Source organism: Staphylococcus sp. HMSC072B07, assembly GCF_001815505.1.
GTDB classification, from domain to species: domain Bacteria; phylum Bacillota; class Bacilli; order Staphylococcales; family Staphylococcaceae; genus Staphylococcus; species Staphylococcus simulans.
The window spans coordinates 59103-74444 of sequence record NZ_KV820907.1 but is presented as its reverse complement, the minus strand read 5'-3'; the positions used below and the strand labels follow the sequence as shown (position 1 = coordinate 74444).

15 protein-coding genes are annotated in these 15342 nt (G+C 36.1%); 3 read left to right on the top strand and 12 right to left on the bottom strand.

From position 1 onward, the window contains the following. Positions 1-2: 2 nt before the first annotated feature. The 9 genes from HMPREF3031_RS05600 to HMPREF3031_RS05560 form a co-directional block, all read right to left on the bottom strand. Positions 3-1259 (bottom strand): aminoacyltransferase, encoded by a 1257-nt coding sequence (locus tag HMPREF3031_RS05600; protein WP_002480889.1) that lies wholly within the window; start codon positions 1257-1259, stop codon positions 3-5. Positions 1260-1568: 309 nt separating this feature from the next. Next, complete coding sequence (gene trpA, locus HMPREF3031_RS05595; protein ID WP_002480888.1) at positions 1569-2321, bottom strand: tryptophan synthase subunit alpha; 753 nt, start codon at positions 2319-2321, stop codon at positions 1569-1571. Next, positions 2314-3543 (bottom strand): tryptophan synthase subunit beta, encoded by a 1230-nt coding sequence (trpB, locus tag HMPREF3031_RS05590; RefSeq protein ID WP_002480887.1) that lies wholly within the window; start codon positions 3541-3543, stop codon positions 2314-2316. The genes trpA and trpB overlap by 8 nt, the downstream gene beginning before the upstream one ends. Next, on the bottom strand, positions 3509-4168 hold the full coding sequence (locus tag HMPREF3031_RS05585) for a phosphoribosylanthranilate isomerase (protein WP_002480886.1): 660 nt from the start codon (positions 4166-4168) through the stop codon (positions 3509-3511). Before HMPREF3031_RS05585 ends, trpB begins: the two co-directional genes overlap by 35 nt. A 1-nt stretch (position 4169) precedes the next feature. After that, on the bottom strand, positions 4170-4949 hold the full coding sequence (gene trpC / locus HMPREF3031_RS05580) for an indole-3-glycerol phosphate synthase TrpC (RefSeq protein ID WP_070724692.1): 780 nt from the start codon (positions 4947-4949) through the stop codon (positions 4170-4172). Further along, a complete protein-coding gene (trpD, locus tag HMPREF3031_RS05575; RefSeq protein ID WP_002480884.1) occupies positions 4933-5949 on the bottom strand; it encodes an anthranilate phosphoribosyltransferase in 1017 nt (338 codons plus the stop codon). The genes trpC and trpD overlap by 17 nt, the downstream gene beginning before the upstream one ends. Further along, positions 5894-6517: an anthranilate synthase component II gene (locus HMPREF3031_RS05570; RefSeq protein ID WP_070724691.1), complete on the bottom strand. Its 624-nt coding sequence runs from the start codon at positions 6515-6517 to the stop codon at positions 5894-5896. The genes trpD and HMPREF3031_RS05570 overlap by 56 nt, the downstream gene beginning before the upstream one ends. Next, positions 6514-7923 (bottom strand): anthranilate synthase component I, encoded by a 1410-nt coding sequence (locus HMPREF3031_RS05565; RefSeq protein WP_061054732.1) that lies wholly within the window; start codon positions 7921-7923, stop codon positions 6514-6516. Before HMPREF3031_RS05565 ends, HMPREF3031_RS05570 begins: the two co-directional genes overlap by 4 nt. Before the next feature lie 543 nt (positions 7924-8466). Beyond that, on the bottom strand, positions 8467-9507 hold the full coding sequence (locus HMPREF3031_RS05560; protein WP_002480880.1) for a M42 family metallopeptidase: 1041 nt from the start codon (positions 9505-9507) through the stop codon (positions 8467-8469). A gap of 138 nt (positions 9508-9645) precedes the next feature. On the opposite strand from HMPREF3031_RS05560, the gene HMPREF3031_RS05555 reads away from it, so the two are divergent. After that, positions 9646-10740 carry a prephenate dehydrogenase gene (locus tag HMPREF3031_RS05555; protein WP_002480879.1) on the top strand — a complete coding sequence of 365 codons (1095 nt, stop codon included), beginning with the start codon at positions 9646-9648 and terminating at the stop codon, positions 10738-10740. Between the two features lie 52 nt (positions 10741-10792). Here the strand turns inward: HMPREF3031_RS05555 and HMPREF3031_RS05550 are convergent, their stop codons facing one another. Beyond that, positions 10793-12055: a Y-family DNA polymerase gene (locus tag HMPREF3031_RS05550; protein WP_002480878.1), complete on the bottom strand. Its 1263-nt coding sequence runs from the start codon at positions 12053-12055 to the stop codon at positions 10793-10795. 159 nt (positions 12056-12214) lie between these two features. Between HMPREF3031_RS05550 and HMPREF3031_RS05545 the strand changes: the two genes are divergently transcribed. Beyond that, positions 12215-12400, top strand: a complete 186-nt coding sequence (locus HMPREF3031_RS05545; RefSeq protein ID WP_002480877.1) for a 2-hydroxymuconate tautomerase — start codon at positions 12215-12217, stop codon at positions 12398-12400. Between the two features lie 285 nt (positions 12401-12685). Here the strand turns inward: HMPREF3031_RS05545 and HMPREF3031_RS05540 are convergent, their stop codons facing one another. Next, positions 12686-13702 carry an LCP family protein gene (locus tag HMPREF3031_RS05540; RefSeq protein ID WP_002480876.1) on the bottom strand — a complete coding sequence of 339 codons (1017 nt, stop codon included), beginning with the start codon at positions 13700-13702 and terminating at the stop codon, positions 12686-12688. Positions 13703-13842: 140 nt separating this feature from the next. Between HMPREF3031_RS05540 and msrA the strand changes: the two genes are divergently transcribed. Then, complete coding sequence (gene msrA / locus HMPREF3031_RS05535) at positions 13843-14361, top strand: peptide-methionine (S)-S-oxide reductase MsrA (RefSeq protein ID WP_002480875.1); 519 nt, start codon at positions 13843-13845, stop codon at positions 14359-14361. Between the two features lie 65 nt (positions 14362-14426). On the opposite strand, the gene HMPREF3031_RS05530 is transcribed toward msrA, so the two are convergent. Then, the gene (locus HMPREF3031_RS05530) at positions 14427-15341 is read right to left on the bottom strand and encodes a homoserine O-acetyltransferase/O-succinyltransferase family protein (protein ID WP_002480874.1); all 915 of its coding nucleotides are present in this window, start codon (positions 15339-15341) and stop codon (positions 14427-14429) included. Between the last annotated feature and the right edge of the window lies 1 nt (position 15342).

Genomic DNA, 15342 nt, shown 5'->3' with positions numbered 1-15342 from the left:
GTTTATCTATCTTTGATTTTCTTAAGCGTTGTATAAAGTTTATACATCGGCTTATTAATCGGTGCAATAAAGTCTACAACATATTCAATTACATCTGCGTTAAATCCTTTTTTGAACTTCACAACGCCTGCATCCTCAGCGTCTTCAGTAAAGTGGCCGCTGATACCATAGAAGTTATAACGATCGATACCATGGTTGATCGCATAGTTGATCATTTCCCATTGCACTGCATAACTTCCCGCAAAGTGACGGTATTCATTCGCAGTACCACCTGCATAATAAACAACTTCAAATGGATTAATAATAAAGAATCCAGCTGAAATCGGTAGTTCATTACCATGTTTTTGTTGTAAGTCGCGTGCTTCAGCAACTTTTTGATGATGTGCTTCTAATTGTTGTTCAAGGTTTTCTTTTTTGCGTGCAGCTTTTTGGTTCTCAGGATTCTTATTCAAGTCTTTCTCAGCTTTATTGATTTCTTTTTCTAAATTCTTTTGTTCAGCGTTCAATTCATTAATATAATCTTCAAAATCAATGTAAGCCATCGGTACTAAGACACGATCTTTATAGTGTTTTAGTCTGTGATAATAGAAGTCGTCTTCACGATCATCAAAGTCTTTCGCTTCTGCAGTATCTTCCATAAATTTACGGAAAATATGCATTTCATCTTCACCTAAGAAGCGGACTTTTACACCATTACGTTTTACTTTTTTCGTATTACGTTTACGTAGACTATCCATCCCTTTTAAAACATCTTGTGGTGTTTTATCTTTTAAATCTAATACTGAATGGAAACGAATTTGAATAATCGGATCAAAGCCAGTTGTAAAGCCTTGATGGATATAACCCAGTTGTTCCATTTTATCAAATATCCAATCATGACCGGCATTTCCTGTAATCTCACCATCATGGTTACGGTATTGATATGGTAAATATGGATCTACTCTTAAGTATAATGCATTGTATTGTTTAACATATGCCTTTAATTCTCTAAAGAAGTAATGGACTAATTCTTTATTATCATAATCAATGACCGGCCCACGGTTTGAATAGAAATATTTAAAGAATTTCATTACTGGCACAGCTGTAAGTAAACATGCTGCAATGACATTGTCATCTTTGTCTTTCACCCCGACAAGATGTGTTTCTGTACCTTCTGCAACTTTCAACTCATAGTTGCCTACCATTTGTGTAAAATGGCTATACGGCATTTTATCTGTAAAATCTCCAAATTCAGCTGTAGTTAAATTGGTAAACTTCATAATTTCAATAACTCCTAATTCGTATTCTCTATCTTTTAATTTCTTATTGGTATCAATTTTCAATCTTCATTATTATACAATACCCAAAAGGAAAACTAAAATTGAAACCTTTCATTTCTGTTGTTTTATTATGTATGTTAAGCAAGAATTCAACTTCTTACAACTATTCTGGTTCGCCTTTAAGTAAGTACCTTGTGTAATAACCTTGCTTATCTATCATAACACGCACACGTGTCAAACCGTTATCAAAACCACTATATATAAAGCGAAAATCAGAGTCTGAGACAGACCCTGATTTAAAAAAACATTTTATGATTGTGCAGTTGTTTTATTTTCATCTAATGCTTTACGAATACTTTGTAAGTAACCTCTTGTTGTTGCTTCTTCGTCATTTGCGAAACGTTTGACGATTTCACTGCCAATGACTGCACCATCAGCGAAACGTGTCACTTCTGCGACTTGTTCTGGTGTTCTGATACCGAATCCTGCTACAACAGGAACATTTGCTTTTTCTTGAATGAATGCAATTTTTTGTTGTAATTCTGGGTGGAACGCTCCATTATCTCCAGTTGTCGCATTCATTGTTACAGTATAGATAAAACCTTCAGCATGTGCTGCGATGTGTTCAATACGTTCGTTTGAAGCGGTCATAGCAATTAATGAGATGATATTGACTTTGCGATCAGGGAAACGTGCTTTGAGTTGTTCTGCAAGTTCAAATGGTAAATCCGGAATAATTAAACCGTATACACCTGCTGCCTCACAGTCTTCTAGAAATGCTGCTTCTCCATAATGTAAAATCACATTATAGTAAGTCATTAAGACATATTTAGACCCTTGTAATTCATTTTTATGTGCTTTAAGCTCATCTAAAATCACGCGTGCACTCATACCTTCTTTAATCGCCTTACTGCCTGCATCCATAATTGTTGGACCATCTGCGACAGGATCTGAGAATGGTAGGCCGATTTCAACAATATCAGCCCCTTCTTCTTGTAAGACTTTTAAATTATCAATAAATTTTTTATTACCCATAATATAAGGAATAAATAGTTTACTCATGACCTTCACCTCGTTCTTGTGTATATTTACGAATTGTATCCATGTCTTTATCTCCTCGACCTGAAACAGTAACAACAATAATTTCATCTTTGCCCATTGTCGGTGCTAATTTTTCTACATAACTTAAGGCATGTGCACTTTCAATTGCTGGAATAATGCCTTCTGCTTTCGTAAATCTGATTAAAGCTTCCATCGCTTCTTCATCTGATGCACTTGGGTATTCCGCACGACCAATATCATGGTAGTAACTATGCTCAGGTCCAATACCTGGATAATCTAGACCCGCTGAAATAGAGTGTGCTAAACCGATTTGACCGTTGTCATCTTGTAATAGATACATTTTCGTACCATGTAAGACACCAACAGAGCCTTTACCGATTGCTAAAGCATGTTTTTCTGTGTCTTCACCTTCACCTGCAGCTTCTACACCATACAATTTTACGTCTTTATCTTGTACAAAAGGATAGAACGTACCAATTGAGTTAGAACCGCCGCCTACACATGCAACTACTGCGTCAGGTAAACGACCTTCTTTTTCTAAAATTTGTGATTTGATTTCATTGCCGATAACACTTTGGAAATCACGAACCATTGTTGGGAACGGATCTGGTCCTAATGCTGAACCTAATAAATAGTGTGTATCGTCAACGTGGCTGACCCAATATTGTAACGCCTTGTTTACCGCATCCGATAATGTACCTTGACCATCTGTCACAGACACTACTTTGGCACCTAATAATTCCATTCTGAATACGTTCAATGCTTGACGTTGGATATCTTCTTCACCCATGAAAACCACAAGTTCCATATCAAAGAGTGCTGCTACGGTTGCACTGGCTACACCATGTTGGCCTGCACCTGTTTCAGCAACCAATTTACGTTTGCCCATACGTTTAGCTAGTAAGGCTTGACCTAAAGCATTATTAATTTTATGTGCGCCTGTATGGTTTAAGTCTTCGCGTTTTAAATAAATTTTTGCGCCACCTAACTCTTCTGTATAGGATTTCGCATAAGTTAAAGGTGTTTCACGTCCTACATAATCTTTTAAATAGTAATCTAATTCTTGTTGGAATTCGGGATCATTTTTAGCTTCATCATAAGCCTGTTTTAATTCTTGAATCGCTGGCATTAATGTTTCTGGGACATAGCGTCCGCCATAATTACCAAAGAATCCAAGTTCATCTACTTCAGTTTGAATGGGTTGTGTTGTTTCGTTCGTCATTTTTATCTCTCTCCTTAATATAATTTGAAATTTGTTTCATTGCTTGTGGATCTTTTCGACCTTCTACTTCAATGCCACTTGCGATGTCGAATCCTGTTGTTTGAATATCGAGTTGTTCGAATTGTTGAATCTTCTCTAAATCCATACCGCCTGCCACTAAATACGGAACATCTGAGAGTTGTTTCAGTAATTGCCAATCAAATGATTGACCAGTGCCGCCATAATGGATGGAAGGTGTATCGATAATAAATAAATCTACTTCGTTTCGATAAGTTTCAATGGCTTCAACTAGTTCAGAACTTGCTGGAAGTGCTTTGTATATTTGAATGTCAGGATATTGTGAGTTGCACCATCGTAATAGTGCAACATCTTCATCTCCGTGAAATTGAATCGTATCAATATTTGTTTCTTCTATAAGTTTTGCAACAATTTCCTTTGTTGGATTAACGACCACTACTACTTTATGAATCTTTTCTGGTACAAGTTTTGTTAATTGTGCAATGTCTTCTATACTTTGATGACGTTTACTTTTGGGATAGTGGATAAAGCCTATCGCATCTATATCATTCTCTATGGCTCGTGTAACATCGTCTTCTGATTGAAAGCCGCAATATTTTAAGAACATCTTACTGCTCCTTTTTTAGCTGTAAGCTTGGTAAGAATTGGGATAAATCATCACACTTCATAAGTGATTCACCAACTAAGATGCCATCTATACCTGAACCCACAATTTTTTCGACGTCTTCTTGTGTATGAATGCCGCTTTCTGAAATATAGTAATAACCATCTTTTTTATTCTCTAGTATTTCATTAGTGTGTTTGACATTCGTCACAAAACGTGTTAAATCACGGTTGTTTACACCAATAATATCTGGCGCAAGTTGATAAGCTCTCGCTAATTCTTGCTTACTGTGTACTTCTACTAACACATCTAAATCTAAAGACTTCGCATATTGATAAAGTTCATGCATTTGTTGATCATCTAAAATATTGACGATGAGTAAAATGATGGATGCACCTGCACGATATGCCACATCAATTTGAATCGGTTCTATCATAAAGTCTTTACATAATACAGGTAATGTCGTTTCTTTTGTAAGTTTATTTAAGCGTTCATAACTGCCGCCGAAATAATATTCATCAGTCAGGATAGAAATTGCTTGTGCACCGTATGCTTCATAATCTTTAACTTGTTGTGTCAAATCTCGATCAGGTAATTTCTTAACTGAAGGACTTTTAGATTTAATTTCTGCGATGACTGATAAATGACTGCGTTCTTTTAAACGTTCACTTAATTTCTTTTTATATTTAACATTGGTTACTGGAAGTGTACGTAATAAACGATCATAGTACCCTTCTTCTAATAACGATTTCTTATATTCAACAATGTCATCCAATATAGTCATACACTTGCCCTCCTGTTTTTTTATATTGAGCAAAAGCTTTACCTTCATCGATTAATTGTTGTGCTAATGTCACACCTTCTTGAATCGAATCTGCTTTTTCTGCGACATACAATGCGATACCAGCATTTAATACCACGACATCACGTTTACTTGAATGATCTTTGCCAGTTAAAATATTTAAGGTAATTTCTAAGTTTTCTGCAGGTGTCCCGCCTTTTAATGTTTCATTACTTGCTGGTGTTAAGCCCACATCTTCAGCATTTAAATGATAAGACGTAATACCTGTTTCTTGGTTCACTTCATAAATAATGTTTTCTCCAGACAATGTCGCTTCGTCCATTCCGTTTGCGCCGTGTAACACGATGGCACGTTTTCGACCTAAGTCATAGAGTGTTTCAGCCATTGGTTTCACAAACTCTGGATTGTAAACCCCTACGACTTGATACTCTAATTTGAATGGATGAATCATAGGTCCTAAGATGTTAAAGATGGTTGGACCTTCTAACATTTTGCGAATCGGTTGGATATATTTCATGACCGGATACGTGTCTGTCGCATTTAAAAAGGCTAAACCTGTTTCTTGCATTCTTGTTTCAACATCAGCAACTTGCGAACTAGCGATTCCCATTTTATTGAGTAAGTCACTGCTGCCTGAAGCGGATGTGATACTGCGGTTGCCGTGTTTTAGTACGTTGACACCTGCTGCAGCGACGATGAAAGAAGCGGTTGTTGAAATATTGAAGCTATTTGATTTATCGCCACCTGTACCACATACACACATAGCACCAGGGTAAACCGGTTGTACAGGATACATCGTTTGAATCATTGCTGCTACTAAATAAGTGACTTCTGTTTGATTTAATGGGCGAGCAGTATAATCACGTAACAATTCTGCTTTTGTTTCATTATCAATATCCGGGTTTATTAACGTTTGGATAAATATATTAATGTCTTGTTGCGTTAAGTTCGGTTGTGTTTGGATTTTTTGAATAAGTGTCATGGCTGCTAGCCCCTTTCTCAACGAGTTTAATAAAGTTATGAATAATCTCAGTTCCATGTTCAGTCGCAAAAGATTCTGGATGATACTGGATACCATAATGTGGTTTATCTTGATGTTCGAAAGATTGAATACAATCCGTTGTTTCTCCTGTAATAACTAATGATTCTGGGGATGTTTCTGGATCGCTGATGAGCGAATGGTAACGCATGATTTTAAATGCTTCAGGCAACCCTTCGTATAAGACTGTCGGTTTTAATTGGTGCATCGTATCAATCTTGCCATGCAAGACACTGGCACCTTGGATAACATGGCCTTTGTAGTAACATGTCAAAGCCTGTGCACCTAAGCAGATACCTAAAATCGGCAAGTCTTCAAAATGTTTAATAATACGATTTAAGTCGTCTGTATCTTCAGGATGACCAGGTCCCGGTGAAATAATCACCGCATCTGGTTGTAAGTCAAAGACTGTCGGATCATCAGGGTATTTCACCACGACATCTGTGTAACCTGCTACGATATTCACTAAGTTATAAGTAAATGAGTCATAATTATCTACGATTAATATCATGGTGTAACCTCCAATAAGCTTTTCGCTTTAAGTTTCGTTTCTTCTAATTCTTTTTCAGGTATTGAATCATATACAACACCACATCCTGCCTCTACATCTACATACGTCTCATCAATTAACATCGTACGAATCGCTAAAGCGAAATCTAAATCGTGATTGCAGTTGATATAACCGACACCACCGCTGTAAACGCCACGTTTATACGGATGTGCTTCATAGATACGTTCAATTGCTCTGAGTTTTGGTGCACCTGATACCGTGCCTGTTGGTAATAAGCTTGCGATAATGTCCATAGGTGACATTTTTTCATTTAGCTGCCCAGTTACGACACTGACGATATGCATCACGTGTTCATATTTTTCAATTTCCATTAAACGTTCAATTTTAGATGTTCCTGTCTTACTGACACGATGAATATCATTTCTTCCTAAATCTACTAACATACGATGTTCACTTAACTCTTTTTCATCACTTAACAATTGCTGTGCATTAGCTTCGTCTTCTTCAGGTGTTTGTCCCCTTTTGATTGTTCCGGCAATTGGATTAGTTACAACTTCATTACCTTTAACTTTGACGAAACTTTCAGGTGAACTTCCGACGATAATCGGTTCATCGATATTTAAGTAATACATATATGGACTTGGATTTTGACGTTTCAACTTACGATACAGTTGATAAGATAAGTCATGTAATTTATCGCCGAACTCATGTTTATAACGATAAATTCTTGAAGGAACAACTTGGAACATATCCCCCTCAGTAATCAACTGTTTAAATTTCGAAATATTTTGAATAAATTGATTATCTTGAATATTAGGAATAATATCTTTTTGACTTGGCACAAAAGAAGTATCCGGCTGATACAATTTAACATTTTGTAAAGCATCTATTTGTTGGCTTACTCTTTTTTCAATCGCTTCAGGCGGCTCATTCGAGAATAAGTTTGTAGATATCACATACAAGTATTCTTTATAATGATCAAATACATATACATTTTCAATCATGTATAAATGAACATCAGTTTGATTTGGTTTATCAGCAACTTGTCTTTTCTTTAGTACTGGAAATTCATGTCTGACTAAATCAAAACTACATGAGCCGATAAATCCTGAAATAAATGGTAGATCTTTTAATAAGTCCTCTTCAATCTCTGCGTAATAGCTTTGAACATAATCTTTAAGTCTTTGATAAGGTTGTTTCGTTTCTGTGATTGTTTGTTCTGGTGTTTTTATTGTAAGTTCATCTTCAGTCAATATCACCTCACCGTATATATCAAAGGCAACGACTGAATAACGACCTTTAGTTTTATTTTGACTTGCACTTTCTAAAATAATTTTTCGCTTTGCTAATTGTGCTAATGCTTCAGGGGTAATATCAGCATTTAATCTCTTGTATACTACATCCATTATGTTAATTCTCCTCCCATAATAAAAAGCGTCCTTGTTTGTTGTAACAAGGACGCTTTTGGCGCGGTACCACCTTTATTAGCCATCAGTTTGATGACCCACTCATACTTGATTGAATTGTCAGCTTCCAACAAAACCCAATTCATTAGGCATCGAGGTTAGTTTGCATCAACCACTAACTTTCTGAATTTACTCTAACTGCTTAACTACTTCATTTTATCTCTTCACTGTATTTCTCTTTTTCTTTTTAACTCAATATAAAAACACCACAATAACGCTCTTCCGATAAGGACGCGTTACCGTGGTGCCACCTTAGTTCAACATTTTCATGTTCTTATTCATTATTTAAATTGTTGATCTTGCACATTAAAAGCCCAATTCACATTATATGTTGTACTGATTTACATCAACCATCAGTTTTCTGTGTGCTACAAATCATATAAGCTACGTTTACTTCTAACGTCGTTTGCAATGTACTTTGAATAATACACGCTCTTTTTTGGGTTGTCAACACATAAATTCAAAAATTCTAACTATTTCGAATTAATCTTCAACCATTTCTGAATAAAGATAGACTTCAAGTAAACGTTGTGTCGCTTTGATTGAATCAAGATGCGTACGCTCTAACGCATGTGAAGATTCGATACCCGCACCAAATAAACCGTGTTTTATATCTGCTCCTGCGCGTAACGCAGCTGAAGCATCTGAGCCATAGTAAGGATAAATATCAACTTTGTATGGAATATTATTTTCTTTCGCCAATTGTGTAAGATGTTGGCGTAATTTTTTATGATATGGTCCTGATGCATCTTTAGCACAAATCGACACTGTATATTCGTCTGACGTTTGACCATCACCTAACGCACCCATATCAAATGCAATGTATTCATTCACTTTACCTGGAATTGACGCATTCGCACCATAACCAATTTCTTCATTATTTGAAATAAAGAAGTGTGTCGTATAAGGCAATGTTTTATCATTGTTGCTATAGTCTTCTAAGAAATCCATAATCATCGCAACACTTGCCTTGTCATCTAAGTGACGGGATTTAATAAAGTCATTCTCTGTAATGATTGTTCTAGGATCTAAACTTACAAAGTCCCCTACTTCAATACCTAATTGGCGTGTATTTTCTTCATTATGTGTTACCGCATCAATTCTGATTTCCATATGTTCTTTATCTCGTGGAATATTATGGTTGTCTTTATAAACATGAACTGAAGTTTCATGTAAACAAATAGTGCCTGTATAGTTTTTACCTGAATCTGTATGAATCGTACAGTATTCACCTTCAATTGCGTTGAACGCATAACCGCCAATCAACTCAATACCTAAGCGACCATCTTCTTTAATTTCTTTGACCATTGCGCCTAAAGTATCTACATGTGCAGTAATACAACGATGATCTACATCATTTTCACCTTTAACTGTAATCATCAATGCACCTTTATTTGTCACATAAGTCGGATACCCTAAATCCTCCGCAAAAGATTGCACATACTCTATAGCTTGATAAGCATCACCTGATGGGCTTGGAATTTCGGTTAATGTTTTAATAGTTTCAAAAATATTTTTTGACATAAAAGACCCCTCCTTACTCTTATTGTACCGATTAATTTTCCAAATAGAAATCGAAATAGATAAGTGAAAGACCTTGCACCATTTGAAAATATACACTATAATATCGCTATTCTGAAAATTTAGACAGAGGTGAGTCTTTTGACTAAAAATATTTTATTTGTTGGTTTAGGTTTAATCGGAGGCAGTTTAGCTACCAATTTCAAGTACTTTCATGATGATGTCAATATCATCGCCTATGATTCTAATCCAAGTCAACTTGATAAAGCCCTATCTATTGGGATTATTGATGAAAAAGTATTAGATTATGAAGCAGCAGTAGCAAAAGCAGACATTATCATTTATGCAACACCTGTCCAACAAACCGTTCAATATCTAAAGACTCTTACAAATTTGTCTACAAAACCTGGGTTGATCATTACAGATACTGGAAGCACTAAAGGGACAATTCAAGCCTTTGAAAAACAATTACTAGCAGAGAACATTCACTTGATCGGAGGACATCCAATGGCCGGCAGCCACAAATCAGGCATCTTAAACGCTAAAAAGAATTTATTCGAAAATGCTTACTACATGCTGGTGCATTCAGAAAAAGACAACGATGCAGCTTCAGAAGAAATTAAACAGTTACTCCAAGCCACACGCGCAAAAGTCATTGCTACATCACCTGAAGAACATGATTTTGTGACGAGTATTGTCAGTCATATTCCTCATATCGCTGCAGCATCTTTAGTCAATTTAAGTTTAAATCATGATCAAGATTCCCCGTTAATTAAACAGTTAGCAGCTGGTGGTTTCCGAGATATCACACGTATTGCCAGCAGCAGTCCTGAAATGTGGAGCGATATTATGCATGAGAATAAAGCATATATCTTATCTGGTATCGAAGAATGGCAAACACAACTCGCCCTACTTGCTTCACAAATCAAAAATGACGATAACGAAGGTATTTATCAATTTTTCGAACAAGCACGTGAGTACCGTAATCAGTTACCAGCGAAAAAACCAGGTGCTGTGTCTAGTTCCTACGAATTATACGTCGACATTCCTGACGAACCTGGTATGATCAGCAAAGTAACATCCATCCTAAGTTTACATAATATTTCTATAAGTAACATTAATATTGTGGAAGTCAGAGAAGATATCTATGGTGCATTACGCATCAGTTTCAAAACACCTGAAGATCGTGAACTTGGCATTAAAGCCTTAAATGAATTCGATACTTACAGTCTATAAATCATTAAAAGCTCCCTTCAAAGCATACATCAAGCTTTATAGGGAGCTTTCTTTACATTTTATGGCCTGCCATAAGACCTAAGCGTCCGTATTTCGTACCAGCATCTGTATAAGATATGGCTTTTGAAACAATACCTTTACCATATTTTTCTTGTAGTTGATCAATTGCTTTCGCTAAAGCTTCACTTCGTTTTCTTTCATACTCATCTACAAACAGATTTAATTGTTGGATACCTTCAGGCACAAATTGTGTTAATGAAACACTGAGCGTGCGATAAAGCAGCTCTTTTTCGCATAATTGATTTGCCCACTTTTCTACGCCTTTCCAAATCTCTTTTTCCAAATTTGTCGGTTCGTCTAATGTGAACTGTTTATGCACGCCTCCACCATCTTTATAACCAAAAGAAAAATGAATAGTACGTGCACGCATTTTACGTAATCTAACGCGCATTGCTACATCTTCAATTAACTCTTGCATGACGACTTTCGCATCTTCATACGTATAGTCGTGCATTAATATCTGACTCTTACAAATCGATGGATTGGTAATTTTATGTTTCTCCCGTATTTTACTTTGATCAATCCCATGTGCATGCAGATGTAAATCAATCCCTTTAATTCCGAAATCTCGTTTTAAGTATTGATAAGGATAATGTGCTAAATCACCAATCGTAAATATCCCACGCTTATTCAATTTCTTTTCGGTACGTGTATTGATCCCCCAAAACTTATGCAACGGTTGGATATTCCATAACTTCTCTGGCACATTTTGATAACGCCATTCCGCAATACGGTTATCATTATGTTTTGCTTCAATATCCATCGCAAGTTTACTCAGCAACATATTTGAACCGATACCGATTGTACAGTATATCTGTGTCTGTTCATAAATTTCTTTCATCAATTTGATACAAAATGAATGGACGGTACTACTGAAGCGATGATAACTGTCTGTCACATCCATAAAAAATTCATCAATACTATACTGATGCAAATCTTCAGGTGGTACATACTGCAAAGCAATTTTAGAAATCATAATCGAAACGTCCAGATATTTACGCATACTGGGATTAATAATATAAATATCATTGCGGTGCGGAATTTCAAACAATCTTGAACCTGTGGTTATACCGATGGCTTTTAATGGTGGTGTTGCTGCTAATACAACAGAACCTTGTCGTTTTGTATCAGCGACCACCGCAAGCTTTGTCTTTAAAGGATCTAAACCTTTTGAGATACACGATACACTCGCAAAGAAGCTTTTTTGGTCAATACATAAAATATCTCTATCCTCTAATAAATGGTAATCATACATTGTAACACCCCCGCTTCTGATACTTTTAGTATATACGAACACTTGTTCTTATTCAATACTAAAGAGAACAAATGTTCTATTTTAAAAATTATTATATTCCTAATCTCTTCGATACATTAGTGGTATAATAAACTTACATCAAACAAGGGAGGCGTTCTCATGCCATTAGTAAACATTAAATTAATCGAAGGTCGTACAGACGAACAATTAAAAGCATTAGTGAAAGAAGTAACAGATGCTGTAGAAAAAACTACAAATGCTGATCGCAACGCTATCAGTGTAGTATTAGAAGAAATGAAACCAACACATTACGGTGTCGGCGGCGTTAGAAAATCAGACCAATAATAAAAAAAGGTGAGCAGCAGTTAATCATTAACACTAACCGCTTCTCACCTTTCTTATTTTACCTCTCTATCTCCTCTTTCACCTTTACCTCTCATCTATTTCTATCCTCTTTACTACTTACCTCTCCTTCACCTTAACTTCCTTCGTTTCACATCTCTATCCACTTTACACACACATACAGACCACCCACACCGCTTTAAACGTAAAAAACAGCCGACATCTATATGCCGACTGCTTTCTACTCAATCCATATATTCCATCAATATGAACCAAAGTACTGCGCTGTTAATTTTGTCCTTCTTTTTTCTTGTTGCTGTTATCATTGCTATTGTCATTTAAAAATTCTTCAATTGCCTTTTTATTCGCAGGCTTATCTACTTCTAACGCACTGCCGCTTTCAGGTGTTTGAATATCTTGATAAGTCCCTTTCATCGGAACCGTTAATGTCTTCACGTCTTTATCACCGCGGATACCGAAGTTCATACCTGTTTGAATTAACGCAGAGTCTGGAATATCTGTATTCAAATAACCACGTAAAATACCTGCGACTTTAGGTAATTTGAAAATCGCACCTGGTTTTGTCATTTCTTGTTTTAACGCTTGAATCACTTGTTGTTGTCGTCTGACACGACCAAAGTCACCTTCAGGGTCATGACGAAAACGTGCATAACCTAACAGCTCTTTACCATTTAAATTATGATGCCCTTTTTTCAGTGAGACACCAATTAATTCTGACATATCTTTCTCTACATCAATCGGAACACCATCAGGAGCTAACTCATCGACCATTTTCTCGAAACCTTCGAAATCCACGACCGCATAGTATTCAGGGTTAATACCATAGTTTTCAACCAAAGCTTTTCTTAAAAGCTCAGCACCGCCTAATGAATAGGCTGCATTAATTTTATAGTCTCTATATCCTGGAATTTTTGCGTATGTATCACGCATCACAGAGACTACTTTCATTTTTTTATGAATATAGTCATATTGTGCTACCATGATAGAGTCTGTTCTAGATTTACCGCCATCTGATTTGTCTGCCCCTAAGAGTAAAATAGAAATCTTACCGTCGTTTTTAACAGGACCGTTAAACTTCTCTACTTTCATATTTGAATTATGTTTTTTCGCATAATTAATACCGCTTCTATACCCAGACACCGCATATACAACCATAATAATAAATACAATTAAGATACCTAAAATCACAAACGGAAGTTTGCGCATGCGTTTCTTGGTGCGTTTCGGAAGCGGTTGTTCGCCACTGCTTCGTTTATAATTGTCATTATTCGTTTCATTTGTCATTTTAACCAACCTTATACTTCAAAATTAACAGCCTATGTAATATAATTAATACATACTAAAGTTATATAATTTTCTTTTAAAAATCAAGTATTTTCTAAGCAAATGGTACTAAGGTCCCATAAAAAGAAAGGATAGATTGAATGAATATCAATACAGCTTATTTTGCCGGGGGATGCTTTTGGTGCATGACTAAACCTTTCGATACCTTTGATGGTGTTGAAAAAGTTACATCCGGCTACATGGGAGGCACTGTTGATCATCCCACGTATGAACAAGTTAAAACAGGTCAAACCGGTCATTTAGAAACCGTTAAAATAGAGTACGACGTTGCCTTAATTTCATACAATAAATTACTTGAGATTTTCTTTTCAGTCATCGATCCTACCGACGCTGAAGGTCAATATCAAGATCGAGGCTCACAGTACCGTACAGCTATATTCTATACTAATGAAGACCAACAAGAAACCGCTGAACAATATATCGAGTCATTAAAATCAACTATCAACAAAGATAAAGCTGTTGCGACGAAGGTTTTACCTGTTGCGACATTCTATGAAGCAGAAACATATCATCAAGACTTCTATAAAAAGAATCCAGAACGTTATCAAGAAGAACAAGCACAACGTGAAGCCATCAAACAACAACGAAAAGACTCATAAGCTGATTATCATATAAAAATGCGCAAGCTCATCATAATGATTGATGACAGACTTGCGCATTTTTTCTATGCTTTATTTTGTTTTAGAATTGATTCTGCTGTTTGCTCTGCATTTGACCAACGCGATGCATACATCATATCCGTCCAGTTTTGGAATAATTGTTGCGCATAAGAAATCCAATGGGCTGGCAACAAGTCTAGAGAATCTCCTCTGAAGTAGTTTTTAGGTTTAACTGCGGTTTCTTTAGACTTATCACTATCACGTTTAAATTCATTTAACAACGTATCATTCTCATATTCAAAATGACCGCCGATAAATAAATCTGTTTGATTGCGATTAGAGATAAAGTCTATACCCGTATACGGACTATACGTAATCACATTTAAGTCTTCTTCTTCCATGACTTCTCCTGGATCCATATAAGAACCTCTAGATTGCGGAATAATGTATTCTGGTATTTCAGATAACGCAGGATGTGCTTGTAAAATATGATAGCGATAAATTCCAGTGAGTTTCTTTTTAAACATTCGCTTATGAATACCGTAGCGATAATTCAAAGCAAATTGCGCACCCCAGCAAATAAACAAACGTTGTTTCACATGTGTATTCGACCAATCAAAAATCTTTCTTAATTCCTCGATGTAATAGACTTCAGAGAAATCAAGATGTTCTACAGGAGCCCCTGTCATAATCATGCCATCGTAATGGCGATGTTTGACAGCTTCAAACGTTTTATAATACTGTTCTGCATGATTATAAGAAGCAGACTGCGATTTGTGAGTAACCGGATAGATGAAGTCAACATTAATTGCGTGGCTCGTCAAACCAAGCAGTCTCAGCAACTGTCTTTCAGCATCTTGTTTCACCGGCATCAAATTAACAATCAATAAATTCAAACCTTCAGGTATACGCTTCTCTTTAAATTCGATTTGCTCTGTTTTTAGTACAGGCAGAATCGGAACGCTATCAATAAACAACATC